Annotated in this window: 24 protein-coding genes; 7 read left to right on the top strand and 17 right to left on the bottom strand. The window is 33.8% G+C overall.

The annotated features are described in order from the left end of the window. Positions 1-108: 108 nt before the first annotated feature. From GM3708_RS05010 to GM3708_RS05030, 6 genes are all read left to right on the top strand, one after another. Complete coding sequence (locus GM3708_RS05010; protein WP_066344613.1) at positions 109-1239, top strand: DUF262 domain-containing protein; 1131 nt, start codon at positions 109-111, stop codon at positions 1237-1239. Between the two features lie 3 nt (positions 1240-1242). Then, the gene (locus GM3708_RS05015) at positions 1243-1929 is read left to right on the top strand and encodes an MAE_28990/MAE_18760 family HEPN-like nuclease (RefSeq protein WP_066344615.1); all 687 of its coding nucleotides are present in this window, start codon (positions 1243-1245) and stop codon (positions 1927-1929) included. A gap of 207 nt (positions 1930-2136) precedes the next feature. After that, on the top strand, positions 2137-2310 hold the full coding sequence (locus tag GM3708_RS17820; protein WP_071827586.1) for a type II toxin-antitoxin system HicB family antitoxin: 174 nt from the start codon (positions 2137-2139) through the stop codon (positions 2308-2310). Positions 2311-2381: 71 nt separating this feature from the next. Beyond that, positions 2382-2570, top strand: a complete 189-nt coding sequence (locus GM3708_RS05020; RefSeq protein WP_066344616.1) for a hypothetical protein — start codon at positions 2382-2384, stop codon at positions 2568-2570. Further along, complete coding sequence (locus GM3708_RS05025) at positions 2563-2850, top strand: type II toxin-antitoxin system RelE/ParE family toxin (protein ID WP_066344618.1); 288 nt, start codon at positions 2563-2565, stop codon at positions 2848-2850. Before GM3708_RS05020 ends, GM3708_RS05025 begins: the two co-directional genes overlap by 8 nt. A 361-nt stretch (positions 2851-3211) precedes the next feature. Beyond that, positions 3212-4579, top strand: coding sequence for a hypothetical protein (locus GM3708_RS05030; protein ID WP_144439282.1), 1368 nt, complete (start codon positions 3212-3214; stop codon positions 4577-4579). A 47-nt stretch (positions 4580-4626) separates the two neighbouring features. Here GM3708_RS05030 and GM3708_RS05035 read toward each other — a convergent pair whose 3' ends face one another. The 9 genes from GM3708_RS05035 to bchD all read right to left on the bottom strand — a co-directional run bounded on the left by GM3708_RS05035 (position 4627) and on the right by bchD (position 15330). After that, complete coding sequence (locus GM3708_RS05035; protein WP_066344620.1) at positions 4627-8649, bottom strand: magnesium chelatase subunit H; 4023 nt, start codon at positions 8647-8649, stop codon at positions 4627-4629. A gap of 1073 nt (positions 8650-9722) precedes the next feature. Further along, complete coding sequence (locus tag GM3708_RS18925; RefSeq protein WP_197671684.1) at positions 9723-9860, bottom strand: hypothetical protein; 138 nt, start codon at positions 9858-9860, stop codon at positions 9723-9725. Next, positions 9850-10119, bottom strand: coding sequence for a BrnT family toxin (locus GM3708_RS05040; RefSeq protein WP_066344621.1), 270 nt, complete (start codon positions 10117-10119; stop codon positions 9850-9852). The genes GM3708_RS18925 and GM3708_RS05040 overlap by 11 nt, the downstream gene beginning before the upstream one ends. Before the next feature lie 304 nt (positions 10120-10423). Continuing rightward, positions 10424-10636 carry a type II toxin-antitoxin system HicA family toxin gene (locus tag GM3708_RS05045; protein ID WP_066344623.1) on the bottom strand — a complete coding sequence of 71 codons (213 nt, stop codon included), beginning with the start codon at positions 10634-10636 and terminating at the stop codon, positions 10424-10426. A 13-nt stretch (positions 10637-10649) separates the two neighbouring features. After that, the gene (locus GM3708_RS05050; RefSeq protein WP_066344624.1) at positions 10650-10856 is read right to left on the bottom strand and encodes a type II toxin-antitoxin system HicB family antitoxin; all 207 of its coding nucleotides are present in this window, start codon (positions 10854-10856) and stop codon (positions 10650-10652) included. 85 nt (positions 10857-10941) lie between these two features. After that, a complete protein-coding gene (locus GM3708_RS05055) occupies positions 10942-11187 on the bottom strand; it encodes a DUF4926 domain-containing protein (protein WP_066344625.1) in 246 nt (81 codons plus the stop codon). 21 nt (positions 11188-11208) lie between these two features. After that, positions 11209-11541, bottom strand: a complete 333-nt coding sequence (locus tag GM3708_RS05060) for a DUF6883 domain-containing protein (protein ID WP_066344626.1) — start codon at positions 11539-11541, stop codon at positions 11209-11211. Between the two features lie 198 nt (positions 11542-11739). Beyond that, positions 11740-13131: a pentapeptide repeat-containing protein gene (locus tag GM3708_RS05065; RefSeq protein ID WP_066344628.1), complete on the bottom strand. Its 1392-nt coding sequence runs from the start codon at positions 13129-13131 to the stop codon at positions 11740-11742. Positions 13132-13293: 162 nt separating this feature from the next. Continuing rightward, complete coding sequence (bchD, locus tag GM3708_RS05070; RefSeq protein WP_173644995.1) at positions 13294-15330, bottom strand: magnesium chelatase ATPase subunit D; 2037 nt, start codon at positions 15328-15330, stop codon at positions 13294-13296. Positions 15331-15469: 139 nt separating this feature from the next. Between bchD and GM3708_RS17830 the strand changes: the two genes are divergently transcribed. Beyond that, positions 15470-17566, top strand: coding sequence for a serine/threonine-protein kinase (locus GM3708_RS17830; RefSeq protein WP_071827589.1), 2097 nt, complete (start codon positions 15470-15472; stop codon positions 17564-17566). Between the two features lie 265 nt (positions 17567-17831). On the opposite strand, the gene GM3708_RS18665 is transcribed toward GM3708_RS17830, so the two are convergent. The 8 genes from GM3708_RS18665 to GM3708_RS05110 all read right to left on the bottom strand — a co-directional run bounded on the left by GM3708_RS18665 (position 17832) and on the right by GM3708_RS05110 (position 26467). Continuing rightward, positions 17832-17981, bottom strand: a complete 150-nt coding sequence (locus GM3708_RS18665; protein ID WP_158505852.1) for a hypothetical protein — start codon at positions 17979-17981, stop codon at positions 17832-17834. Between the two features lie 122 nt (positions 17982-18103). Next, positions 18104-19768 (bottom strand): alpha/beta hydrolase, encoded by a 1665-nt coding sequence (locus GM3708_RS05080; RefSeq protein WP_066344633.1) that lies wholly within the window; start codon positions 19766-19768, stop codon positions 18104-18106. A 73-nt stretch (positions 19769-19841) separates the two neighbouring features. Further along, complete coding sequence (locus tag GM3708_RS05085; protein ID WP_066344634.1) at positions 19842-21152, bottom strand: mechanosensitive ion channel family protein; 1311 nt, start codon at positions 21150-21152, stop codon at positions 19842-19844. A 15-nt stretch (positions 21153-21167) separates the two neighbouring features. After that, positions 21168-22346 (bottom strand): extracellular solute-binding protein, encoded by a 1179-nt coding sequence (locus tag GM3708_RS05090; RefSeq protein WP_231933087.1) that lies wholly within the window; start codon positions 22344-22346, stop codon positions 21168-21170. Between the two features lie 124 nt (positions 22347-22470). After that, positions 22471-24147, bottom strand: a complete 1677-nt coding sequence (locus tag GM3708_RS05095; protein ID WP_144439283.1) for a hypothetical protein — start codon at positions 24145-24147, stop codon at positions 22471-22473. 29 nt (positions 24148-24176) lie between these two features. After that, positions 24177-24614: a YidH family protein gene (locus GM3708_RS05100; protein ID WP_066344641.1), complete on the bottom strand. Its 438-nt coding sequence runs from the start codon at positions 24612-24614 to the stop codon at positions 24177-24179. Positions 24615-24642: 28 nt separating this feature from the next. Then, positions 24643-24993 carry a DUF1622 domain-containing protein gene (locus GM3708_RS05105; RefSeq protein ID WP_231933088.1) on the bottom strand — a complete coding sequence of 117 codons (351 nt, stop codon included), beginning with the start codon at positions 24991-24993 and terminating at the stop codon, positions 24643-24645. Positions 24994-25132: 139 nt separating this feature from the next. Next, the gene (locus tag GM3708_RS05110) at positions 25133-26467 is read right to left on the bottom strand and encodes a DUF1254 domain-containing protein (RefSeq protein WP_066344643.1); all 1335 of its coding nucleotides are present in this window, start codon (positions 26465-26467) and stop codon (positions 25133-25135) included. Positions 26468-26572 lie beyond the last annotated feature (105 nt).

The raw sequence follows: 26572 nt of genomic DNA on the forward strand, positions 1-26572 counted from the left end.
CCATAGAGCCTTTTCAATACAACGGTTAAAATGTCAAAAAAGTTATTTATATAAATTTTGGAATTTGTTAGAATTAGTCTGATTAAGTATATTTCATTTCCGTCAAATATGATAACCACATCAACTATTGAAATAAGTCAAGAAAGACAAAATGAAGCGGAAGAACAAATCAGAGAATTACATAAAACAGTTGACTACAATACAATAGAATATCCCATTGAAGTTATTGTCAATAAATTTATAGAAGAAGAAAACGGAAAAACAGAATTATTTATTCCCGATTATCAAAGAGAATTTGCATGGGATGAAATACGTCAGTCAAAATTTATCGAATCTATTTTATTAGGATTACCTATTCCTGCCATTTATGTTGCTGACAATTCGGAAGAGTTACTAGAGGAAAATAATTTAGAAACAGAAGATTTAGGCCGTTGGGAAATTATAGATGGCACTCAAAGAATTCGTACTTTAGCAAGATTTATTAATCAAGAATTAAGATTACAAGGTTTAGAAAAATTAACTAAATTAGAAGGGTTTTTATTTTCTGATTTACCATTGGCACGACAAAGAAGATTTAAAAGAGCATCAATCAGAATTATCGAATTAACGGAAGATACTGACGAAGAAACTCGTAGAAATTTGTTTGAAAGAATAAATAGTGGCAGTGTTGAATTGAACGCCATGGAAAAACGTCGAGGAATTAGGAGAGGAAAATTTCTTGATTTGCTCGATAAATTGGCTAAAAATACTAAATTTCTTGAGCTTTGCTCTTTTTCAGAAGCACAAATAAAGTATAAAGATCCCCAAGAATATATATTACGTTTTTTTGCATTTTTAAATAATTATGATAACGGTTACGAAAGTTTTATAAAAAAAAATATAACTGATTTTCTCGATGAATATTTAGAAGAAACAAATCAAATTACTTCTGACAAAATATTAGAGATGGAAAAAGAATTTAATCAGATGTTAAATTTTGTAGAGAGATATTTTCCGAATGGATTTTACCAAGAAAATAAAACAGGAAAAAAACCTGTCACCAGAATTAAGTTTGAGTCTTTATCGGTGGGAATAGCTTTAGCGTTGAGAGAAAATCTTAATTTAAAACCCACCTCTAATGCTCTTTCTTTATTATATTCAAAAGAATTTAATGATTATACTAAAGGGGATGCTAGTAGCTCGAAAGTTAAAGTTCTTCGCAGAATTAACTATGTTAAAAGTATGCTGTTAGGAGAATAACAAGTGCAAACAGTATTGGATGATTTTAACCAAAGAGCAAAAGAAGTTACTGATTATATAGATTTTGTTAAAAACTTAGAAGAACAGGAAAAAAAAGCAACTAATGATCACTATTTATCAATAGTAAAGGTTAATTTGTTAACTACACTTAAAGCTACTGCATATTTATTATTATACAATCTAGTTGAATCTACAATTAGAAATGCGACTCAACTTATTTTTGATGAAATAATTACTAGAGAAATAAATTTTGATGATCTTCGCAGGGAAATAAAAAAATTTATCTGGAAAAATGTTAGAGATAGAGACAAAAACTTTGATCGCTTTATTGAGAATACCAACCATATAATAAAAGATCTTGTGAATCAGCAAACTTTGGATACTGATAAGATGTTTTCAGGTAATTTAGATAGTAAAGCTATTAAAACAATTTCTGAAAAATTCTTAGGCTTCTCAACAGAAACTAAATCACAAAAAACTTGGGATGGAAAGGATTTAAGATCAATTAAAGATAATAGAAATGATCTGGCTCATGGTTTAAAATCTTTTAGTGATATTGGTAAAGACGTAAGTTCAAATGAAATTTGCCAAATTAGTGAAAGAGTTATCGAATATTTAAAACAAATTTTAGAAAATATTGATCATTATTTAGCTAATGAAGAGTATTTGGAGTCAAATGTAAAAAGGTGAGCTAAATGTTTAAAATACATAATTTTATGAGATAATTAATAATCATTAAATACCTTTGATTCGATCGCACTGATAGGATATGATGAGTTCGATCGAACCTAATTTTCAATCATTAATTTAAGGCATAATTAATTTTGTATTTGAGTGCTAAACTATGATTTGAAAGTAATATCAATGGTCAAGATAAGATCATTGCTTATTAGAAGTATGATAAAAACTTTTACTGCCAGAGTCTTTCCAGAGGGAAATTGGTTTGTTGCCCAATGTTTAGAAGTTGAGATTGCTAGTCAAGGAGAAACAGAAACTGAAGCATTAGCAAATCTTCAAGAAGCCCTTGAATTGCATTTTGAGCGTCCTTGTGCCACTATTTCCCCACATTAGAAAAATTACAAGTAGAAATCGATTATGATAATGATCAATAGTTTTTTAGAGCGGGTTTATAGAAAAGGATTATGACTAAACTCTCCATTGATATACCTATTAGAAATATTGCAGAATTAATAACCTCTATGAACAAACAAGAAATTGAAACCCTATATCTTCTTTTAACAGAAGAAGGGGCAGAACTTTTGGAGAGGAAAAATGATGTTTTACTAAAGAAATTAAAATTTTTAGACAGAGACGAAGCCTTTGATGTATAAAGATCAATATCATCCAAGAATAAAAAAAGACTTGAAAAAACTTGATCCACGAATTCGTGAAGAGATCAAGAATAAATATATACCCAATATTTTATTATCCCCTAATATAGGTCATAATCTCGAAGGTGATTTAAGTGGTATTCTTTCTTATCATATTACGATCTTCAAGCAACAATATCGCATTGCCTATATTGTTGATGAAAATGTGAAAACAGTGTTTATTCTTATGATTGGTAAAAGAGGCGATTTTTATACTCTCTTGAAAAGAAGAATTGCATAGTTTCAGGGATAGGGAATGAAAGATTTGATCGAACAGCACCACTTCGTGATCAAACCCTTCTTGGTAGAAGCATTAAAGTCATTTATATAAATCACATCCTACAATAAGTTAGAGAGGGTTAGAATTTAAAATCATCAACCGTTTACTAATCTTATCGATGTTTTACAATTACAAGATTAGAGATAATAAAAGCTAAAATAGATAGTATATTTGTTCAATATATTGCACTTAAACAATGAGCATGAATCCACAACATTTGATAGCTCAAATTGACAAGCCCATATATCTTCATTTTCTGAATCGAGAACTTTTATCTCCCATAATTAATTACAATTCTGATTCGATTAGAAATAATATTTTAATGGATGTACGTTTAACATTATTAATGGGCGATAGGCACTGTTATTTATCACCTTCATTAATATTTGAAGATCGTTTTGCACGTTTAGTTATTAATCAATTTCCAAATTTGTTCCAAGAAGGACATATTCGTTTATCGTCAAATTACTATAATATATGCGAGTTTATTGACGAAAAAAAAGAACAATATTCTCATGCTCAGAAATATTACCCATTTTACTTTAATGATACATACAAAAAAATTGAAGATGTTGGTTTAATCTATCAGAGAAAAGATACAGATACTAGCCTGATTTTAACTGACAACATAAAAAATAAACTGCACGATAAAAACAATAGTGATCAATTATTACTCAATCTTAAATTGACTTCATCTCAACCAAGAATAGACGGATTTAAGCCCTATGCTATTGAAGCGATAGAAAAAAGAGGTAATTTTGCTGTGACAGGATTATTATTTGAGAATGATTTTAACAAACATGATTTACAAGAAAAAGAGAGAAAATATTTTGATTTAATAATTGTTGAGCAATATATAATCAGCTATTTATTAGATTTTAACGGTGTCATTGCCACTAATTTACTATCTGGAATTAATCATTTTAACTATCTTGCTACTGAATTTCCCTTCTATGATATATCACTATGGCAGTATATTTACGACAGATTAGGATGTATTGATTTTATTCGTAAATGTTCAGATATTGAAATTATATCTATCAGAGAAGAACCGATATATAAAAAATTTATTAATACTATTCGTCTTTGTATTAATGAAGCAGTAAACTCAATCGTAATTGATACAATCAAAATCTCTAACACTGCAAAGATAGAAAAAATAAAGAGTCAATTAAGTGGAAATTTATACACTGTTAGGCTATTTAAAAAAAGTAAAAATATCGATGATTTTTTAGAAAACTTAAATTTAGCAACAGAAATTCTTGAGTCTCATGGATTTAAAATAGAAGTATTGTCTTCAAATGTCAAAGAAAATTGTCCAAAACAATTAAATCAGCAAGGCTCACAAACTAATAATTATAATAACTGTACAATATTTAACAATTCAGGAAACAATCATATGACGGATAAGAGAAGTACTAATATTAATAACGGAAATTATAACGAAAGTGTTGATCAAAGCCGTAATTTTACAACAGGGAATGTAGGTGGAGATTTAAAAATTGAAGGTACATCCATAATGAATGATAATCATGAAATAACCGAAAAAAACAAGAGAAAAATGATCATAATCAGTGTATTAATATTCTTAATACCAGTTTTTGCATCTCTTTTTGGAGGTTTATTTAATCCAGAAACTAGACAATTGTTAAAGTTAGATCATCCAATCGAAACTAAAGAAGAAAAATAATTATTCCTATTAAAAAGGTGGGCAATGCCCACCCTACGATTTAATGATTACTCAATGCCTTCGATGCGATCTTCCGCTTCTTGGTACAGTTGTTGTAATCGACCGATATTCTCTTCTGAGGTTTCCCAGTAACCACGCCCGTTAACTTCTAAGAGGGTGCTTACCATACGGCGGAATGAGTTGGGGTTTAAATCCATTAACCGTTTACACATCTCTTCATCTTGGATAAAGGTGGTGTTGGTGTCTTCATAAACCCAGTTATCCACAGCGTCGGCGGTGGCACTCCATCCCATGGTATTTACAAGGCGTTTCGATAATTCCCTTACCCCTTCGTAGCCGTGAGATAACATCCCTTCGTACCATTTGGGATTTAATAATTTGGTACGGGCATCTAAACGCACGGTTTCCGATAAAGTACGGACTTGAGCGTTAGCGGTGGTAGTGTCTGCGATATATGCAGAGGGTTTTTTCCCGTCATCGCGCAAGGATGCAACTACTTTTGTAGGATCAGAGTCGAAATAGTGGGAGACATCCGTTAAGCTAATCTCAGAAGAATCGAGGTTTTGGAAGGTTGCATCAGCCGTTTTTAAGGATTTCTCAAAAATGCCTCGACTTTCATCCATGACTCCCGGATTATCGGAGTTAAACGCAAAGGATTTACGGTTTAAGTACATATCCCGCAATTCTTGCTCTTCTTCCCAACTACTGTTTTCTACCGCTAGGTTAACGTTACTAGAATATGAACCAGATGCGTTGGAAAAGACACGGGTTGCCGCTTGACGTAGGTTGATACCCATTTCTTCCGCTTGTTGCAGTGCATGTTTACGGACGAAATTCATCTCTAAAGGTTCGTCTGCTTCGGCGGCTTTTTTGACGGCTTGATCAAGTAAATTCATTTGATTGATGAATAGATCACGAAATACACCAGAACAGTTAACAACTACATCAATACGAGGTCTGCCTAATTCTTCTAAGGGGATTAATTCGAGTTTGTTGACGCGCCCTAAAGCATCAGGAACGGGTTTAACCCCAATCATCCACATAATTTGTGCTAAGGATTCCCCATAGGTTTTGATGTTATCCGTTCCCCATAATACACAAGCGATCGTCTCTGGATATTTTCCGCCGTTGTCTAGCTTTTGACGCTCTAAGAGTCTGTCCACAACGATTTTAGCTGATTGTACCGCCGCTAAAGTCGGTATTTTTTGGGGATCGAGAGCATGAATGTTTTTACCAGTCGGCAACACATTGGGGTTACGGATGGGATCGCCACCGGGTCCAGGTAATACATATTCACCCTCAAGGGCTTTTAATAACGCACCTAATTCATTATCCGCACAAACTTGCTCTAAGCAAAATTCGAGATATTCAAAGAGTGGTTTTATGGCTTTTTCGTCAACTTTGGTGTAACCTAATTCGTGTAATTTAGCAACCCAAGGCTCTTTTTTGCCCATATTGAAGAAATTTAGCTTAGAAACAAAAGAAACTCGCCCTTCTGCGTTGATTTGTTCCTCTACTAAGGCTCTTACTGCCGCTCTTGTGGCTTCGGTGATGTTTTGTAATAACTCCACATCCGCTAAAACTCCTTTATCAGCGTTACGGTAAATATCCTCAATTTTACGCCCGATACTATTAGCAATGATGGTGGTTAAAGCCAAAATGCCCTCATCTTCTCTGTCTAAACTAGCAATATTGACAAGAGTTGCGATCGCTTCCTCAGCAGTGGGAGGTTTACCGACAACGTGCAATCCACAAGGAAGTAAACGGGATTCAATTTCCATCAACTTGCGATAAACTGAACCGACAATGTGATCACGTTCATTTTGAGACATGGTGCTAGAGTCGATCATTTCGGCTTCTTGCCCTTCAGGAGTCGCAATTTCAGGGATGTCTTTATCTAAGTTGCAAATTCTGGCTTTGTCGATGATGGTGTTAACAATTTGGATGGCGCGCCCACTATCTTTAAGGCTTTGATATGAACCGATTAACTCGCTTAATTCTTCTAAACCCTTGTACAGTCCAGCATTTTCCGCAGGGGGGGTTAAGTAAGAAATGGTAGCGGCATAACTACGACGTTTAGCGATAGTTGCCTCACTGGGGTTGTTAGCGGCGTAATAGTAGATATTAGGAATATTACCGATAAGGCTATCAGGATAACAGTCACCAGACATCCCCATTTGTTTACCCGGCATAAATTCAAGAGATCCGTGTGTTCCAAAATGCAACACTGCATCTACACCCCAAACTTTTTCGAGGTAGGTATAGTATGCCGCAAAACCGTGGTGAGGAGAGGCAGAGCGAGAAAAAAGTAGTCTCATAGGATCGCCTTCGTAACCGAAGGTAGGTTGCACACCAATGAAAACGTTACCAAATTCTTTACCGTAAATTAACAGGTTTTGTCCATCGCTGTTGAGATGCCCCGGAGGCGCACCCCAGTTTTCTTCTAATTTTTTGGAGTAGGGGGTTAAACGCTCGTATTCTTCCACACTCATGCGATAGGCAACGTTTAATTCGGGGCTGGAATATTGGGCTTGGGCATCGTGAATTACCATCTCCATTAACTCCTTGGCAGTTTCTGGCACGTCTTGCACGTCATAGCCGTTGTTTTTCATGCCCTTTAATACTTCGTGAATTGAGCCGAAAACGTCTAAATAAGCGGCTGTACCTACGTTACCCTTATCAGGAGGGAAGCTAAAGACGGTAATCGCTAATTTTTTGTCAATTTTGGGCTTTTTACGTAAATTTGTCCATTTTAAAGCACGAGAGGCGATCGCCTCTACCCTGTCTTGTAAAGTGATAGAGCGTCCTGTATTACCATCCCGTCCAGATAAGATGATAGGTTCGATCGCACCGTCTAATTCGGGGATAGCGATTTGTAGTGCAACTTGGATAGGATGCAAACCGAGATCGCTTTCTTCCCATTCTTCCGTAGTTTGGAATACCAACGGTAAAGCCACCATATAAGGGCGATTCAGACGTTTTAAAGATTCGATCGCCTTGGGATGATCTTGTCGTGCAGGGCCACCTACAAGGGCAAAGCCCGTTAAAGATACTACAGCATCAACAATTGGTAATGGCTCAACACCAGCGACGGCTTTATCTAAGAAATACTCATCAACAGGCTTGGAAAAGTCTAAACCACCTGCAAAAATAGGAATAACACGAGCGCCACGATATTCTAACTCTTGCAACATTGCTACATAGTGAGCATCGTCACCAGTGACAAGGTGAGTACGTTGTAATACTAAACCAATAGTAGGAGCAAGAGGATCTCTTAAATCTCCATTGATATCATCACGGTTATTGTACCAGTTGAGGTATTCCTTAATGTCCTCAAACATTTTGGGTGCGAGGGGATGCCAAATACCCATATCAGGATACACCACAGGCTCGTTATATTCTCGGTTGCTTAGTAAGGATTTTTCTCCCGTGAAGACGTATTTATCCGCTAACATCAAGAAGAAGTTTTCGAGGTTATCGGCATTACCCCCCAACCAGTACTGAAAACTCAACATAAAGTTACGTGCGTCTTGGGCTTTCTCGACGGGAAGATATTTTAAGACGGTGGGCAGGGTGCGTAATAATTTGAGCATGGCATCTTCAAAACCTGCACCATTTTTCTGCTTACGCTTCTTCATAAATTCACCGATGACACTCTTACTTTGTCCGAGTTGTGCCATACTGAAGCTACCCATTTTGTTAAGACGCATTACTTCAGGCATGGAAGGGAAAACCACCGCCGCATCGAGTTTGTCACGGTAAGGGGTGACGGCATCGACAACTTTTTGGGCTAAGTCTTCGATAAAGATAAGGGAGGCAATGAAGATATTTGCTTCTGATACGTCTTTTTTAAATTCTTCATAGTTTTCGGGGCTTCGTAACTCCTCGATAAGATAACCGCTTACTTCGATCGCAAGGTTAGGATTATGGGCGTTAATGGCTTTGACGGCGGCGGTGATTGAGCTTTGATATTGTGCTTCTAACAACACATAAACCACCTTCATTAAAGCACGTCCTTGTAAATCTTCGGGTGCGATATGACGAACGGCGGATTTTACGTTAGTAAACATTAAGTAGTAAACTCCTGTTAAGTTAGATTGTAAAAGAAATATGAAAAAAATGATGACAGTGCTCAAAATACACTCTTTATTGTTTTTACCACGAAACTAGGCTTTTTTACTTAGTATTACCTTAATCTTTACGGTAATCCGTAGTTTTTCGTTACATTTATTCATATCTGTAGCTTACTAGGGAGAAAGTCAACTCGGACAGTTTTCAATACCAATTTACTATTTCTCAGCTATAAGGAAAAAATCAGGAATTACTACTATTCAAATATAAATTGTAATTAAAAATAAAGATATAAAAATAACTAGCAGGATTAATGGCTTATACATGGCAAAATAAAAACCAAAATAGCAGTTAGGAAAAGATGAGATAAATTCATTATTTGGATTAGTAATTTAATTTTTTTCCATATTAAAGATAAATAAAAATAGGCTAAAAAGGCTTATTTTAGCGATGATTTCTGATGTATATTTGTTATTTTAAATTATTATAAAATTCAAAATACTTGATATATCTTAATTTTCAAGCTTTATTGTTACATCAAACTCAGGACAACTATTAGTAATCTTAAAGAATTTATCAACAAATAAGAATTGATTTCCCATCTATTAACAGGAGTTAGAGGGGATGTAATTTTACAACTTGTTGAAAAGGCTCTTTTTGTATTTCTTTAATTAGCTTAATAATTTTTAGAGCTTTTTATGATCGTTTTCTACCCACTAGGCTAAATCCTCAAAACCACAAATATCAAATTCCAAGTCTCGTCTCTCACAGGCTTCCCCTAAAGATATTCTCGTTTATCTTTTTTATCTCTTATCAGGTTTGATCGAACCCTACACCTATCTCCCAACGACCGCAACCCTCAACCACATTAACAGTACTCTATAAAGACGATCGAACCCTTAACCATATTAATATTAGCTCATAGGCTCGATCTCAACAGTCTGAATTATATTGAGAATTAAGAACATAATTTTAATAATTCATTATTAATAAAAACCTGATAATTTATTCCCTGTTTTTCCGCTTCATTTTTTGCCCAAGCAATAATTTTTGGGTTTATTTTTAAAGATACTCATTCATAATCATCATCCTTCGAGCGTACAAGATATTCATCGCCAAATTGTTTCTGAATGGCAATTTTTGCCTGATTAACTTCTTCTGGTGTAATTCTTCGAGCTTTAGCAAAAGGAAACTCAGTATTATTGCTCATATTGTCTTCTTTCATTTTTCGTTGCTGATCTGGCACTAATAATTCTTATTCTATCATTTCTGATAGTATAAACCACAATTAAAAGACGACCTTTGTAAGATTCCCCGATAATCCACTCTCTTTCTTCTTGCCAAGAATGTTCAGGATCGGGAGCGATTAATGCTAGACTATCCATCCATACTGTACTTGCTTCCTCAAAAGAAATTCCATGTTTTTTGATGTTGATTTCGTATTTATTTTTATGCCATTCAAATTCCAAGTCTCTAACACGCTTCCTCTAAGTATATTTTTAGATTTTTCAGACTCTAATCTGTTTTAATGGATTATACCTTATCAAAAGCGATCGCACTGTCCCCTCAAAAAAGATTGAACCTTTAACCACATCAACATCACTTCATAAGCACGATCGCACCCTTAACCACATCAACATTATGACCTAAGAACGATCGAACCCTTAACCACATCAACATTACCTCATAAGCTCGGTCAGCCACGCTGTGCCTTCGGCATCGCACCTTGAAGCATATCAACACTGCAAATTAATCATTTAATCTTAAACTATGTCAATCAAATTTAATACCAGACTGTTCTTCAATGGCTTTTAATGTGCCAATAGGAATTATTTTTCCTTGATGAATAGGTACAATAGCTGTTCTTTGAGTACTATAATTAAATAATTTTAGATGAGAACCTGTTTGCGAAATTTCTATAAAACCTTTATTTTTTGGTTGCTTAATGATTTCTTTGGATGTTAAACGAGGAGATTTAGAAGACATTTTTAATTGTTTTTTAAACTAAGATTTCGATGCGATTATTAATATCATTATTCGATGAAATTTCAGGTATTGGTTCTAAAAGTAATTGAATGGCATCTTTTAGGTTTTCGATGGCTTCTTCTTTTGTATCTCCGCAGGAAGAAATATAGTTTGATTCAGGACAAGTAGCAGAATAAGATTGTGCATCTTCATCCCATTCTAATATTGCTTTAACAATCATTGTGATTTATTTTGATTAAAATAATATTGATTTTGTCTATATATTAACTTATTTTCACGATCGAATCTTCAACCAATCAAAATTACTAAGCAACTTCAGATAAAAGTCTTACAGTAGGTATATCTGATTTAGTCGGTTGACGAAAATAACTCATAGGTAGCGTGACAACCGATCTTGTATTTCCTAATAAATCAAAAAACTCGACACTGTAACCAGTTTCTAAACCACTAACATTATGTATATCTACAACTGTGCCAATATCACCAGCAAATAAACCATCTTCGACTATATCTTTTAATAAAATTACATCAGAATAAAGAGCAAAATTCATACTGTTTAAAACCTCCAATTTTTATTCAGGAATCATCGTAATTAATCGAGGAATTTCTGTACCTTTGTCAATTTGCCATATACTTTTCATCAATAAGGGCTTGTGAATAGGAGTAAGTATTTCTGATATTATTTCGTATCTTATGCCATAGGATGTTTCTTTGATAATAGAAACTTCTGCATTGAGATGAAACTTGCGAATATCTGACTCTAATTGTTGCCAATTTTCAGGAGAATAGCCATAATTAAGCAACATTTTTGCTTTTGAACCTCCCCTTTTGTGATTAATATTCAATAAATAATCTATTATTTTCGATTTTTCAATGATGGCGAGATCGAAATTAGGAATTTGCATTACACTTCACTCCCAATTATTTTTATTATTTCATTATATCTCATGAGCTCAATCACACCTTAAAGCATATCAACATTACTTCAGAAGAAAGATCGAACCCTTAACCATATCAACATTATTTCAAAAGCACTATCGCACCCCTTAACAATAATATCCTAAATTAAGATTATGTTGTACAACACATACATAATAAAATTGTTATGACCAACCTTCAATTGCACCTGCTACGAATGCACCGATGGGATTAGTTTTTATTGCTTCTAATAATCCTTGTTGAAAGGCTTGAATCGTTTTTTGTTTCCAATTAGGATCATCTTCAATCTTATTAATAACTTTGGTCGCAACTATCATTTGTTGAACAGTACTATCAATAGAAGAATCTTTGCATAAATCATTGATTAAAGTTTCAATTCTGGTAACGGTTTGATTCAAGCTCGAATCAGTATAATTGTTTATCACATTACCAGTATAATCTCTCCCCGCAACTCCCCCACTGATTTTAGCACCTCGAAAGTCATTATAAGTTTGGTTATCTTTTTCTGCCATTGTTTTAATTATATTTAATAATTTCGTATTATTTTTTCTTTTAGATTCTATCTCTTTCTGTAAGGATTTGTTATGGGAACTTAGTAATTTAATTTGATTTTCTTTTGAATCAAGAATAGGTTGATAATATTGCCAAAAAGATTTTTCTACTTCTCCTTTATCTATTTGATTAAGTTGAGCAGTATTTATTCTTACAACAAATATACCATCATCTTTGTGTTCAATGCCTCGAACTGATAAGTCTTGACGGCCGTCTTCTACCCGTAAATTATTAAAAGAAGTTAAAAAAGCACTCCAATCAATACCATTACTAAATATTAGATCAATTGTATTCATTACTTTTTTGATTAAGCGTTGAAAATCACCTTGATCAAATATTTTATTTGGATCAGAAGGACGACGTTCTTGTTCAGGCAATCGTAAATAAATATAATCACAAATAACCTCATCGAGATTTGTATAACTATTAATATTCCAATCTTCAATACAAGCACCTGTCAATTTTGCTTTTTGAAAATTCGTGAATATTGCTTGAACTGCACACAAATTAGTTGATCTTAAATCAGCTTTCGTTAAGTCTGCCGATGTTAAATCAGCTTGTTCTAAAGTAGAGGCGAACAATTTAGCATTACAAAGACTTGTACTTATTAGTTTAGCCCCCAAAAAATTAACTTCTCTGAGATCCGCACATCTAAAATCGGCAAAGGATAAGTTAGCTCCTTCAAGATTCGCACCAAAAAGATTGACTCCAAAACAATTTGCCTCTCTCAAATTCGCTTTACTCAAGTTAGCTCCGGAAAGATTAACCCATCTGATTCCAGCGACAGGAGGTTTAAAATAAATTTCCCTAATTTGTTGCTCTTTCAAAGTCGCATTTTGTAAATCCATAATTGAAGTATTAGGTTTAATTTTCCACTCAATAAGATTCACTCCAATTAAATCTGCACCAACTAAATCAGGTTTGATGTCTGGATTTTCCTGTCTCCATTTATTCCATACTTCCACACCTTTGTTTAGTATTCTTAAGTGTTCTTCATTTGCCATAATTATCTTTGAGTTTTTAAAGAGAAATTTTTGGGCGTTGCTGAGTTAAAGTATGAAAATAAAAACTCAGCAATCTGGAATGCTTATTATTCAATTGTTTAGCAGGTGCAAATATAAATCGTACTCGAAACCGACAACGCTTTAATTTTATCTTATAAAAAACTACCTCATTTCACTAATCGCACCCTTTGCCATATTCGCAATAGCCTGATCTGTAGCCTTTGGTAACTGATAATAAGTGCCTCCTGCGGTATTTGCCAACTCCTTACCGAAGCCCGTAGAAACAAACTTCTTCTCTGTGTCGATAACCAGTAATTTCATGCCCATAGCACGGATTTTTGTGGCAATATCCAACAATTCCGCCTTAATGTCGGGTTTTTCCCCTTCCTCAAGGGTTTCACCCAACGATCGAGCCAGAGGAATATTCCCCCTTCCGTCAGTGATTGCTACAATCACCACCTGTCCAATATCCCCCGACATTTGTGCATTTATTCCTACATGAACCGCCTGAGTTAAAGCATGGGATAAAGGCGAACCCCCACCGCAAGGCAGGGTTTCCAAACGGGTACGGGCTAAAGTAATGGAACGAGTAGGAGGTAATAATACGTCCGCTTGTTCACCTCGGAAGGGAATTAACGCCACCTGATCTCGATTTTCGTAGGCTTCCGTTAATAAGCGCATTACCGCCCCCTTTGCTGACTGCATCCGATTAAGCGCCATCGATCCCGAAGCATCCACAACAAAGACGATTAAAGCCCCTGCTTTCCTTGCGAGGCGTTTTGACCTCAAATCACTCTGTTCCACGATCACACGGCGATTAGGATTGCGTTCCCTGCGACTTTTTTGGTAGGGTGCCGCCGCCCTCAAAGTAGCATCAACGGCGATGCGTCTTACCTTGCCTTTGGGTATCATCGGCTTGATATACCGCCCTCTGTCATCGGAAAAAATCAGGTTACGAGCGCCAGATTTTCCTTGTCTTTGGGCTTGTTGAGCAAAATACAACACACTGGGATCTAAAATTACCCCTTCAATATCAAAAATGAACTCTTCTGGAACTTGGGGCGTTTCATTTTGTTCCTGATTTTCATCCTCTTTTTTATCTTCTTCCGTTTCCTCCTCTTTTTCTTCTTCCCCTTCATCCTCACCTTGATCTTGAGGTTGTGGAGGTGGCGGCGGTGGGGGTTGCATTTGATCTTCGGGCGGTTGTTGCTGAATAATGGTTGTACGAGGAACAATTACTAACTCAACAGCCTTGCGTAAATCATCAGCAGTGACGTTATTTCTTCCTTCTAAGGCGGCGGCTGCCATAGCGACTCTGACGGCAAAAATTTCCGCTCGATGTCCTTCTACACCACCTCTAATGGCTTCTTCTACCAAATATTTAATCTGTTCAGGAGTTATTTTCACCTCTTTGAGCCATTCCCTAGCCAAAATGATTTCGGTTTTGAGTGCATCCATGTCTTCGTCATACTGCTCAAGGAATTTCACGGGAGATGACGCATAATCGATTACTTGATCCACCGCTTGGACTCTTTCATCTAAAGCTAAGACTCCATCTGCACTAAGGGCGATAGCAATTCTGTCTAATAAATGTTCTCGTAATGCACCTTCTTCGGGGTTATAGGTAGCAATAAGTAAAGGTTTGCATGGATGCGCAAAACTGATCCCCTCCCGTTCAATTTGGTTTTTACCATCAGTTAAAACCGTTAACAGTTGATTAGCGATTTGGTCATCCAACAAGTTAATTTCATCGATATATAATACTCCTCGATGGGCTTGTGCCAACAATCCGGGCTGAAATACAGGTTCACCTCTTTGCACGGATTGCTCCACATCCACCGAACCTAAAAGCCTGTCTTCGGTAACGCCTAAAGGTATTTGTATAAAGGGTGCTTTGATTACTTCCGTAGGGATTTGATCAGGTGCTGTATCAGCGTATTGTTGCCATGTATCACTATCCCAATCTTCGGAATTTTCAGGCTCACAGTTAAAGCGATTATCTTTAATTACTTCAATGGGAGGTAATAGGGCATGAATACCCCTTGCCATGACCGATTTAGCTGTACCACGCTTACCTGCGATCGCCACACCTCCCAAGGCTGGATCAACGGCGGCGAGAAGAAGGGCAGTTTTAATGGCTTGTTGTCCGATAACCGCAGTTAAGGGAAAATTGATATTTTTAGTGGTTAATGTGGACATTGATATAGATTTTATTATAAATGCGATGTAAGCTATATTTTACCGTACATTGGTTATAGGCTCGATTAGCCTCAAAAAAGAGTTAGAATCACTAATTTTTAAAAGTATAATAAGCACATCTAAAGTTTCTCTAAATTTTATGGCTAATACTATTTGTTGTCTCAATCCTTATTGCGAACATCCTAATAATTTACCGAAGCAAGAACTTTGTAAGTATTGTGGAAATAAATTAGTTACTCTCAGAAATCGTTATCAACCAATTAGATTAATTTCCGATGAAGGAGGATTTGGACGTACCTATTTAGCAGAAGATTTAGATAAACTCAATACTGAATGTATTATTAAACAACTTGCTCCTCAAGTTCAAGGTACTGAAGCATTAAAAAAAGCGACAGAGTTATTTGCTCAAGAAGCTCGACAGTTACAAGAATTGGGTGAAAATCCCCAAATTCCACAATTATTAGCCTATTTTGAAGAAGAAGGCTATTTATATTTAATTCAACAGTATATTAGAGGCAAAACTTTAGATAAATTAATTACTCAGAAAGTCTGGAATGAACAAAAAGTTAAAAATTTTTTAACCAATATTTTACCAGTGTTAAAGTTAATACATGGCAAAAATATTATTCATCGGGATATCAAACCAACTAATATTATTCAAAGAGAAGAAGATGGACAATATATCCTAATTGATTTTGGAGCTTCGAAGGAATTAAGAAAGACTATTGCCACAAAAGCCACTCAAATTGGAACATTTGGTTACGCACCTTTTGAACAACTAACAGAAGGAAATGCTTATCCATCCAGTGATTTATATTCATTAGGAGTTATTTGCTTTTATTTACTAACTGGAGAAGATCCAAATAATTTATATATTAATCAAGGTTATCAATGGGTAAAAAATTGGGATTTATATTTGAAACAACCTATTTCTCATAATTTTAAAAATATCTTAAATTTGTTATTGCAAAAAGATCATAAAAATAGATTATCTTCTGCTCAAGAAGTTGTTGATATTTTATCAAAATCATCTTTATATCAAAAAAAATCATTCAGCAAAAATATCCCAAAAACAGAACGTATTATACCTTCTTCCACATTAGAAAAAACTGTATTAGTTGCTCCAGCAGGAAGAAAAAATAAGAATTATCCTGAACAAGCTAACAAAAATGTGAATTCAACAAAAATAAGTAAAATAAAAAAGAAAAAAAGTATATTTGACTTATTTCACGATTATGATGCTTATATTTATGTAACTATCGCCATTCTCATAATTGTACCGATGATAATATCTGGCTATAAAGATCATTCTTTAAATAACCTTAATACTTCTTTAGAACAATCAAAAATTCCTCAAGAAAGAATTGAAATTAACACTCAAAGAATAAGAATAAATCCTAGAGAAACTGCTTTTTATGTTAGTCGTGGATTGGCATATTACGATTTAAAAGATTGGGAAAATGCGTTTTCTGATTTTTCTAAAGCGATTGAACTAGATCCTTCTAATGATCCAGCTTACAATAATATTGGAAATGTATATAGTCGATTAGATAATTCTCAAAAAGCGATAGAAAATTATGATACTTCAATTAAATTAAATGGTAATAATCCTACTGCCTATAGTAATAGGGGAAGTAGTTATATTACATTAAAAGAATATAAAAAAGCTCTTGCTGATGCCAATAAAGCCATTGAATTAGATCCCAATATTGCATCGGCTTATAATGTTCGTGGGGATGTTTATGTTGAGTTCAAACAATATGATAAAGCAATCACTGAATATAATAAAGCTATTGAATTGGAAAAAAAAGATAATGATCCATTATGGGATGAATCTACAACCTACAATAGTAGGGCGATACTTTATAATATTTTAGAAAAATATGAACAAGCAATCGTTGATGTAGAAGAAGCCCTTAAACTTGATATCAATAACGAGAATTCTTATGACATTGGAGCGGACGCATACAAAGGATTGAAACAATATTCTAAAGCAATTTTTTACTATGATACATCTATAAGGTTAAATCCCAAAAACTCTTATTCTTATTTTGGTCGTGGTTTAACTTATATTGAAATGAAAGAATATAAAAAAGCCATAGCTGATTACAATAAAGTAATTGAGCTTAAACCCAATGATGCTTCTGCATATAATAATCGGGGCGTTGCCTACGAAAGATTCGGAGACTCCCAAAAAGCTCAAGCAGATTTTGCTAAAGCTGAACAATTAAAATAATACAGCACCAATATCATAAAAAACTTTAGTATAATTATCGAATTATTTCAAAAATTCAAACTGTTAATTATGAATAAAAATATTACTATTCCTGTTAAATTAGAAATAGCTACCACTTTTGGTAATTAACCTTTAAAAAAGAAAAATCAAATACAAAATTTTCTGAGTTCACAATTAGAAATAGTTTTAAAATCTAAGCACTCTTTACTAAAATTTTTTTCTGGAACTTATTTAATTTCAGTATTATTTTATTTGCATCAAAATTTTAAATATAATCAAAGAGTTTTAGTGTGCGATCGCTACGTTTTTCTCGAAAACTTTTCTGTTTTAGCCGTAAGAGCTTATTTTCAGCAATTAAAGCTAAATCATTGCCATTATATCTTTTAATGACAATAATTTTACTATAATCAATCATAAACTTGATCTATCACTATGGCTAAATTTTCTTTTAATAGAGGGCAATTCATGTCTGTAAATTAATATTAATTTCCTTAATAGTCAGACTAAATTAAATCATCTATAAATTAATTCTTCAATTTATTTAATGTTATTTTCTCTTCTAAATTTATCAATTTCAGTTTTTAATTTATCACTAGAATTAGAGGTAATAAAACTGAGCTTAAATTCTTTATTTTCGCTGAGATATTCTGCGTAAGAAGATTGTAAATAAGGGCGATAATTTTGATTATTATTAAGATGAACTTCAAAAAAAGCTAATGTGATACCTTTGACATAAGAACTAATTAAATCTTGGGGAGGAAAAGTAAAATTAAGGGTAGAATCAAGCGCTTCTTTAATTCCTCCATCGATTTCGTTAAAATTAACATGGGCTTGTCCTTCAATTAATGCCCAATATTTATTCGGAGTGTTTAACCAAATAAAAGGTACGGCTTGTTCAAAGGCTGGAGGGGTTGCTGGATCGTCACTTCCCGAACCTAGCATAACAGGAATGTTAATTTTACTGATACCTTTTTCGCCGAAAATAAAACGATTAACTGGATTTCCCGCAAATACCGCACTTACACGAGGATCACGAAAGTTATAATTTTCTCTAGGTAATTCTAAAGCTCGACATTGTAATAATATTGCAGGGTTGAAGCCACTGTAAAGGCGATCGCAAGACTGTTGTAAATAATCAAAATCAATGGTTGCACCTGCAACGGCTAACACAGTATAACCTCCAAAAGAATGTCCTGAAAGCCCTATATTCTTAAGATTGAGTTTACCTTGAAATTCTCCTTGATTACGTCTTTCTAACTCATCAATAACGAAACTAATATCTTTCGGGCGGTTAATAAATTCATCTCGATCAAATATATTTTTATTTAAACCTTCAAACATTTCTTTAAAGTAAGTTGCATCGCTACCAATATGTTGAGGTGCTGCCACTAAAAATCCATAGGAAGCAGTATGTTTCAAATTTTCTGCGTAATCATCAGGACTAGAACCTAAACCATGAGAAAATACAATCACTGGTATATTATTCGTTACTGCTTGAGGCACAAAAACATCGACATAAAAACTGCGGTTACGGCTTTTATCGGTTAATTGCCATCTTTCTTTTTTTACCTGATATTGACCTGTTTTGCGAATATCAGCTAATTTGTTGTAATCAGTCGCTGGATTCGTTACTGCTTCTTCTGCTGTCCAATTACGCATTTCTTCGACTAAAGTATTGGTAGCTTTAATCACTTTTTTTCCATAGTCTGCCGCTCCCATAACTAATTCCCCTTGGATTTGTAAGTCTGTGGGATATTTTTTTAATACATTAAGTAATGTTAAGCCAGAGGGATCTAATGCTGATTGTATGATCGCACCTCGTAAAGCAATACCACCATTTGTACCTCCTTGAAGGGTGATACCTTTTCCTAAACGCAACAAAATACTTTCTCCCATTTCGGTGTTAAAAAAGCGAGAAACTTTGACACCATCTATATTAATTTTTTTCGTTAAAGATTCTCTAAATTTAGCTTGATCTTCGGGACTAATTCTGTTTAAATATTGTCTTAAATCTTCGTTAATCGTACCATCTTTTGCAAATAATTCTAAGGATTCTACTTTTACAGATAACTTGAGTGGTCCATAAGTAAATAATAATTTTTCTGCTGCTTTTACTGGTAATGAAGTTAAAAAAGTTGAGGCTAATCCTAATAAAAATAAAGGTATTTTCTCTGATGTTTTCTTGATTTTAAAATAAGACATTGATTTTATAGTTTGAGTATTAGTTTTTTATTTTAAAGATGATATTATATTTTTACAAATTAATGGTTAATTATTAATTATTCTTAATATAAATATCTCTTTGGGGATAAGGAATTTCTATATTTTTATCAGAAAATTCTTTTAATATTTTACAATTTAGTTCGCTAATAACACCTTTTCTAATATTAATATCATCTAACCAAAATTTGAGTTCAAAATTTAAGCTAGAATCACCAAAATTAAGAAAAAAAGCTATGGGAGAAGGACTTTTTAATACTCTTTTATTATCGTAAGCAATTTCTAATAATAAATTCATAACTTGTTCAGGTTTAGAATTATAGCCCACACCGATTAAAATAGAACAATAAACTAAATTATTAGTGCCTGTATAAGTAGTTAAATCTTCGGTAAAGAAAATTTGATTAGGAATAATTTTTTCTGAATTATCTATTGTCATTCTTACGGTAGTAGCTCGAATTCCTAGTTCTTTTACTTCACAAGTTTGCCCTTCAATACTAATAATATCTCCGGGTTTTAATACTTTTTCAAATAAGAGAATAATACCACTAACAAAATTACTAATAACTTCTTTTAAAGCAAAGCCTATACCCACAGATAAACCGCCGCTAATAGCAGTTATCGCCCTACCGTCCACTCCAACATAACCTAAAATTAACACGATTCCTAAAGTGATTAAAAAATAACGTATTAATAATATAGTTGCTTGAATTTCTCCCTTCTCTGAAGCAGTTTTAGGTTTAATAAATGTTATTAACAAATTTTCTAAAAGGGTGACAATTACGAGCCAAAAATATAGTCCGATAAACAGAGTAAATATAGATTGAAAGGTAACAGGATTATTAAATAATTTAATTACAACTATATCAGAAAATTCTGCAAAATTTCCCGAAAGCTCAAGGATTTTTCTGAAGACAAACAGGATAAATAAAGGATAAAATATTTTCCATTGATATTCTCGAATAATATTTAAGGGAAAAGTACTATATAAAAATGCTAATAAGCATCTTAAAATTAAATAAACTACTACTATTGTTTCTCCTAAATTTATTAATCCGATTGTCCAACTTTGACTATCAAAAAAAGCCTCGATTAAATTAAGTAAAATTAAAGTAATTAAAGGAAAGTCGATAGATTGTAAAAATAAAGCAATATACTCATTAGGTTCGAGTTTTTCATCTCGCCAAATAAAAGTAGTAAATTGAGGAATTTTTTGATGTAACCAACGCCAAAATACCTTAGATAATAACCAAGATAAAATTAAAGTAAAAACTATAACTAATGACTGAATTAAAATATCTGAACGACTGAAAAAAATCGATTGTTTAAGAAGAATATCAGAAAAAGTTATAACTTTACTTTCCATAGAAATATATTTTTTTTAACTACTAAAATTATTCAATAATAACATTAATTCTTCCGCCGCTTTGAGAGTGGAAATTTCTCCAACAAAGGCTTGTTGATATAAAGTTTCTCCTTGTTCAAAAATTAGTAAAATTTGTTCTAAATTATTAAGAGGAATAGCCACCGCCGATTGAGCTTGTTTTAATAAAACAGATTCAATAGGCAGTAAAGTAACATTTGGATTTACATTACGATTGGTGGGAATAAAACTCTGAGTTTTAATAATTCCAGCTAATTGTTGTTCAGGATTAGTGATATATTTTCCGAAAGCTAATCCTAAACGGTTTTCATTATCTGTGTTACTATGATTAAATACGATAACCTTGGTATAAATCAAAGGAGTCGCTTTTCCTCCTTCCCCTTCAGGTAATAAAGCAACTCGGAAATCATCCCCTAAACTCTCACTAAAATCGGGAATTTCCGTTGATTCACAAACATAATAAGCCAATTTACCTTTATTAAAAGCATTGTGGAGAATATTGCGATTTCGGCTAAAAATAAAATTAGGTTGTAAAGAAGCATTTTTGAGCCAATCAAGCCATTTTACCCATCCATCAAGATTAGGTTCAAGTAAATCAAATTCATTGAATAATTTACCACCAAAAGTACCCATGCCCCAAAAAGTATCTTCAAAAGAGGAAACTAAACCCACTGTATAACCTTTTATTGCCCTTTGAATTAATCCGTCTAAATTTGTTGGTGGAGTGCTTAAAATGGGGTCTTTTGTAGCATCTAATTTTGCTTTATTATAACAAAGAACTCTGGTATTTGAACCTAATGGAATACCATAAATTTTTCCTTGATAACGTACTTGACTTAAAGCAGAAGGAGAATAAGTAGAAGTGTCAATAAATTGGGAATTAATAGGATTAATTAATCTTTTTTTGAGTAATTCTGTGAGGTTTCTTGCATAAAGAATTAAAGCACTTGAACCAAAACCTGCTTCTGATTTTTCAATAAAAAAAGAAGGATTTTTTTGCTGAGGAATTGATTGAATGAGAATATTAACTTCTGGTTTTAACTCTTTAAATTTTTCCACAGCAGTGGTTAGCATATTCGCAACTTTTCCCTCTGTAGAATGCCAAATTAGTAAATTTCCTTGCAGTTGTGTTGATGATAGATTTACTTGATTAATTAAAGCAAATTTAATCAACAAAATTAGGGTAATACTAATAATAAAGTAATAAAATAAACTAACTATTTTTTTATGTTTAAACAACTTTGACATTTGCAAAAAAAATTATACCCATTTAACTAATTTAACCAATTGTTGATTATGATTAAAAATGAAAAGTTGCTGACAAAAATGGTCCGTTAAAACTTTCTTTAAATCCGAAAGCATTATTGCCACTACCCCAAGAATAATCGATTTCATAGAAACGATAGCCTAATTGTAAAGCTGTGTTATAACCTACCCACCAATCCATACCTCCTAAGACATTCCAACTCATGTCAGTTTCTCCAGCTAATCCGAATCCTGACGCATCTCCTCTTAACCACAGTCCAATTCGATCATTTAATTGCATTCCCAATTTAGCACCTATCATCGGTTCAAGCCAAGTTCTAGTCTGTCCGTAGTTATTTTGAAAACTACCGTTAAAATTCACTAAAGTACTAGTGGCGATAACATTAATAGTTTCTTCTATATTGATACTGATGTTATTAAGTCTCATTCCAGCGATGGGTTGAAACCACAAAATGGGATAATTACGCCCTGATGGTTTTTCAGGTAATCGATAATTGGGAATTTCTCCAAAATGATAACTCACGGCAAAATCATAAATTCCCTGTTGAAAACTCAAATTGCTATTACTACTTATATCTAAATTTTGAGGTGATCGATTTTCGATGAAATCCTTAGTTTGTTCAATTTTAGTCAACTCTTGATCAATTAAAATTTTAGCTTCTTCTAATTCTTTTTGCAATGCTTGTAACTGTTCTGTATCTTCAATTTTCCGTTCTTCGATAACAGTTTTAATACCCTGCTGTATAGTATCACGAGTTTCTGTCAATTTGTGCCTAACTTCAGGAATAGAAGATAAAACTTTTCTAACTCTCGTCTCTTCAATTCTCTGATTTAACTTTTCTAAATCTTGAATTTGGGGAAAATCTTTGATATTTAAAGCCAATAATTCCTTAAAACCTTCAGGAGTTAATTTGAGGTTTTCTAAATCTTGAAAATTCAAATCACCAATGCGAGAATCAACAAAATTAGCCAAATTATTTCTAATTTCTTCTACTTTTATATCGACAGTTTTTAATTTTTCTAAATCTTGGTTAGTAGTTAGTTTTAAATCCTCAATTTTTGTATCTATTTTTTTTGTAATTTCATCCTTTTTTAACTGTTCATTTTCTTTTGCTATTTTGATTTTTTGATCTAGATTATTAACTAATTCTGTTACTCTTGTATTAGTGCCTTTACTCATTAAATAATTGAGAGAATTTAAAGCTGAGGGAGTTCGATTAGCTTGTTTACTTAAGTTAATAGTATCACCTAAATTAACGTAATAACCATCAAAAATAAGTCCAAATCTACCTTTCCATGCTTCCACCCTAGCACTGGCAGTAAAGTTTAAAGAGTCTAATATTTGCCCTAAATTCATATCATAATCAACAGTTCTACCTCTAGCTGTAGCTGTGCCGTAAGTGTTTAAGGGTACTGTTACATAGGGTTGAAATTGAAAACGCCATTTATTCGGATCTACGACTGTGGTAATTTCTGAATTTTGGGCTTGAATTTGAGGAAATAAATTATTATTATTTTGATTAAATTGATTGTTTTGAAAAGTATCTAAATTTGGTTTTTTAAGCTGTGATTCTTGAAAATAATTCCCTCTCAAATCTTCTGCACAATCACAGCTATTAGAGGGAAATAGATCGTCTTTTTCTTGAAGAGATATAGGTTCAGCAATCGCCTTTAAAGGAGAACAAATACTACCGAATGCCAATATAAACATGAAAGATTTTGTGAAAAATAACATACTATTTAAAAATTTAAGGATTTAATTAACACGCCAATAAAGCTAAGTAAGCCAATCACCAGTAAAGCCACCGCTACAATTTCTGCACTTTGAGAGTTTTCATAAGTATAACGATCGCTTTCAATTTGTTTAAGTACTTTACGATGTTCTTTCAATCCTAAAGCCAAACCAAACATTCCTACACTGATAAAACAAAGTCCCACAATTACGGAAAATCTGATGGGGTTTAGATGACTAGCAGTATCAATTTTTTCAATGGCAGTCGTAATGGTAGGAATACCGAAACCAAAACCGATTAAAGATAAAGAAGTCCGTATCCAAGCCATTAAAGTACGATCTGCTGCGGCACGACTGCGATATTTCGCTAATTCAGTACGATCGATCGCCAAATCATCATTAGAAAGTTTTTTCGGTGTCTCTGAGTCTTGAAAAGGTTGATTCATAATCATTAGTTTAGGGCAACAATTTGATTTACTTTTCCTTTGTATTGCGTTGAGATTCTAATTCTTTAGTCAGAAAATAATTAAGAAACGTTCGGATTAGTGCAACCATTCCTAATTTCCCTAAAGAATCAAAGGTTGAACTTATACTTGTGGAAACAATATCAGCACCTAACTGAAACTCTAACGCTAGTACAAGCCACATTCCAAATTCTAGGCGTATTTCTGTAAATAAGTTTTTATTACGATCGTATTTTGACCGATAAGCTAATAGTCCAGTTTTTAATACACCTAAAAGGATACAAAAAACAGCGATGGCTTCTAATAAAAATTTGAGGAATGTAACAAGGAGTCCTAATCCACTTTCTAAATTTTCCATCATTATTTTAAGTACTTATTACAAGATTGATTAAGATCTAAGGTGGTTTCCAAGAAAGAATATACCCATATTCTCAATAATTCCCCCTTTTTTAAGGGGGGTTAGGGGGGTTGTACTTGGTATAATTATTGTCAGAAATCACCTAATCTACTTGTTTTACGGCTGGAGGATTCCAAACACCATTAAGCACTGATGACTTAGGTGCATATAAACGCATTGTTACCCCTAACACACCCTCCGCAGGAGAAGGCAACCAGTTAGACACTTTATTATCTTCAGGAGATTCATGTTGAATGTATATATCAAGTGAACCATCTGAATTATATTTTAGAGCATCTCGATCGCCGATAGCAAAACGATCGAGTTTATTCGCTACTTGAAAACCCTCAGCATCATACATGGTAATTGACCAAAAAGCCTCCACAGGGGGTATTTCATCTTTTTCAAAGTGCAATATATAATTATTTTCACCTTTCATGGGTTTTCCATGATCATCAAAGACATTCATAGGATAAATAGCATCTTCAGGTTGATTTGCTCCTAATCCCACCATAGCCACGATCGCCCGTTTCAGGTAATAATTGCCGTAAACTCCCATGGTATCAGTGTTCATTTGCCAACCATTTTCAATTCGAGCTAAAGTTGGTAACTTCTCCATCATGATTTTCAGTCCACCTACCACCGCCTTTTGTAAACCTGCTTGTACCGCAACAGATACATTATTAAAGTCAAAACTCTTACCTCGCTCAATACCTATACGTTGCAGACGGGCAATAATTGACCAATCTGTAACTTGAGGGGGATTAATTTTGATCAATTCTGCACCATAGCTAAAGTATTGACTTGCGGACATACTATTTACCTGTTTGAGGGGATCTGTTTCCATGTCAACCGTAGGATCAATAACTGTTTCCACAGGTTCAATGGTTTTACCCCACTGAGAAAGAGGAACGATTTTAAAACCATCTTGAATTTCATTTACCGCCGAATAATCCTCAACTCCGTTAGTTTGAATACGCCCTATAATCCAAATATGAGGAGTAGGAGATTCGATCTTTTCGATCGCTTCTGGTAACTCTCCTGTCCATCCTTGAGGTACGATCGCATATTGTTGTGCTTGAGTGCCAGTGGTACGTTTACCCGGTACAGCAAAAACATTTGACCACATATCCAACATCGGTAATAGATAGTAACGTCCATTAGTATCAGGAGTTAAGACAATCATCGATTCTTTGGTGATGTCAACCCACGCAACGGTATAGAGAGTATCAAAGTTAGGGCGCACTACTGCTCGAAAATTAGCTGGAGGAAATTGTCGCAGATGATGAAATGTGTTGACTGGACCAAATCCGGGTTTTTCTCCCGATTTATAGTTAGTACATACCCGTCTTGTGAAGTCCATTGTAATCAACGGATAAAAGTAATGATAAGCCTCAATACCAATTTCGTAAGCTTCTTGTTCGGTGATGTTGTTCATAGATAATTTAATTTTTATGGTGGATAAAGGTTAAAATCTTGAGACAAATAACCTATTTTTTGTTTCTCGCAAAGGTGCAAAGAGAATAACGCAAAAGGTTTTTCT

Source organism: Geminocystis sp. NIES-3708 (assembly GCF_001548095.1).
In the GTDB taxonomy this organism is placed as follows: domain Bacteria; phylum Cyanobacteriota; class Cyanobacteriia; order Cyanobacteriales; family Cyanobacteriaceae; genus Geminocystis.

Coding starts and splice junctions, on each gene's coding strand:
- GM3708_RS05010 (WP_066344613.1), top strand. CDS start 109: ATGATAACCACATCAACTATTGAAATAAGTCAAGAAAGACAAAATGAA.
- GM3708_RS17820 (WP_071827586.1), top strand. CDS start 2,137: ATGATAAAAACTTTTACTGCCAGAGTCTTTCCAGAGGGAAATTGGTTT.
- GM3708_RS05020 (WP_066344616.1), top strand. CDS start 2,382: ATGACTAAACTCTCCATTGATATACCTATTAGAAATATTGCAGAATTA.
- GM3708_RS05025 (WP_066344618.1), top strand. CDS start 2,563: ATGTATAAAGATCAATATCATCCAAGAATAAAAAAAGACTTGAAAAAA.
- GM3708_RS05030 (WP_144439282.1), top strand. CDS start 3,212: ATGGATGTACGTTTAACATTATTAATGGGCGATAGGCACTGTTATTTA.
- GM3708_RS05035 (WP_066344620.1), bottom strand. CDS start 8,649: ATGTTTACTAACGTAAAATCCGCCGTTCGTCATATCGCACCCGAAGAT.
- GM3708_RS18925 (WP_197671684.1), bottom strand. CDS start 9,860: ATGAGCAATAATACTGAGTTTCCTTTTGCTAAAGCTCGAAGAATTACA.
- GM3708_RS05045 (WP_066344623.1), bottom strand. CDS start 10,636: ATGTCTTCTAAATCTCCTCGTTTAACATCCAAAGAAATCATTAAGCAA.
- GM3708_RS05050 (WP_066344624.1), bottom strand. CDS start 10,856: ATGATTGTTAAAGCAATATTAGAATGGGATGAAGATGCACAATCTTAT.
- GM3708_RS05055 (WP_066344625.1), bottom strand. CDS start 11,187: ATGAATTTTGCTCTTTATTCTGATGTAATTTTATTAAAAGATATAGTC.
- GM3708_RS05060 (WP_066344626.1), bottom strand. CDS start 11,541: ATGCAAATTCCTAATTTCGATCTCGCCATCATTGAAAAATCGAAAATA.
- GM3708_RS05065 (WP_066344628.1), bottom strand. CDS start 13,131: ATGGCAAATGAAGAACACTTAAGAATACTAAACAAAGGTGTGGAAGTA.
- bchD (WP_173644995.1), bottom strand. CDS start 15,330: ATGTCCACATTAACCACTAAAAATATCAATTTTCCCTTAACTGCGGTT.
- GM3708_RS17830 (WP_071827589.1), top strand. CDS start 15,470: ATGGCTAATACTATTTGTTGTCTCAATCCTTATTGCGAACATCCTAAT.
- GM3708_RS18665 (WP_158505852.1), bottom strand. CDS start 17,981: ATGATTGATTATAGTAAAATTATTGTCATTAAAAGATATAATGGCAAT.
- GM3708_RS05080 (WP_066344633.1), bottom strand. CDS start 19,768: ATGTCTTATTTTAAAATCAAGAAAACATCAGAGAAAATACCTTTATTT.
- GM3708_RS05085 (WP_066344634.1), bottom strand. CDS start 21,152: ATGGAAAGTAAAGTTATAACTTTTTCTGATATTCTTCTTAAACAATCG.
- GM3708_RS05095 (WP_144439283.1), bottom strand. CDS start 24,147: ATGTTTATATTGGCATTCGGTAGTATTTGTTCTCCTTTAAAGGCGATT.
- GM3708_RS05100 (WP_066344641.1), bottom strand. CDS start 24,614: ATGAATCAACCTTTTCAAGACTCAGAGACACCGAAAAAACTTTCTAAT.
- GM3708_RS05105 (WP_231933088.1), bottom strand. CDS start 24,993: ATGATGGAAAATTTAGAAAGTGGATTAGGACTCCTTGTTACATTCCTC.
- GM3708_RS05110 (WP_066344643.1), bottom strand. CDS start 26,467: ATGAACAACATCACCGAACAAGAAGCTTACGAAATTGGTATTGAGGCT.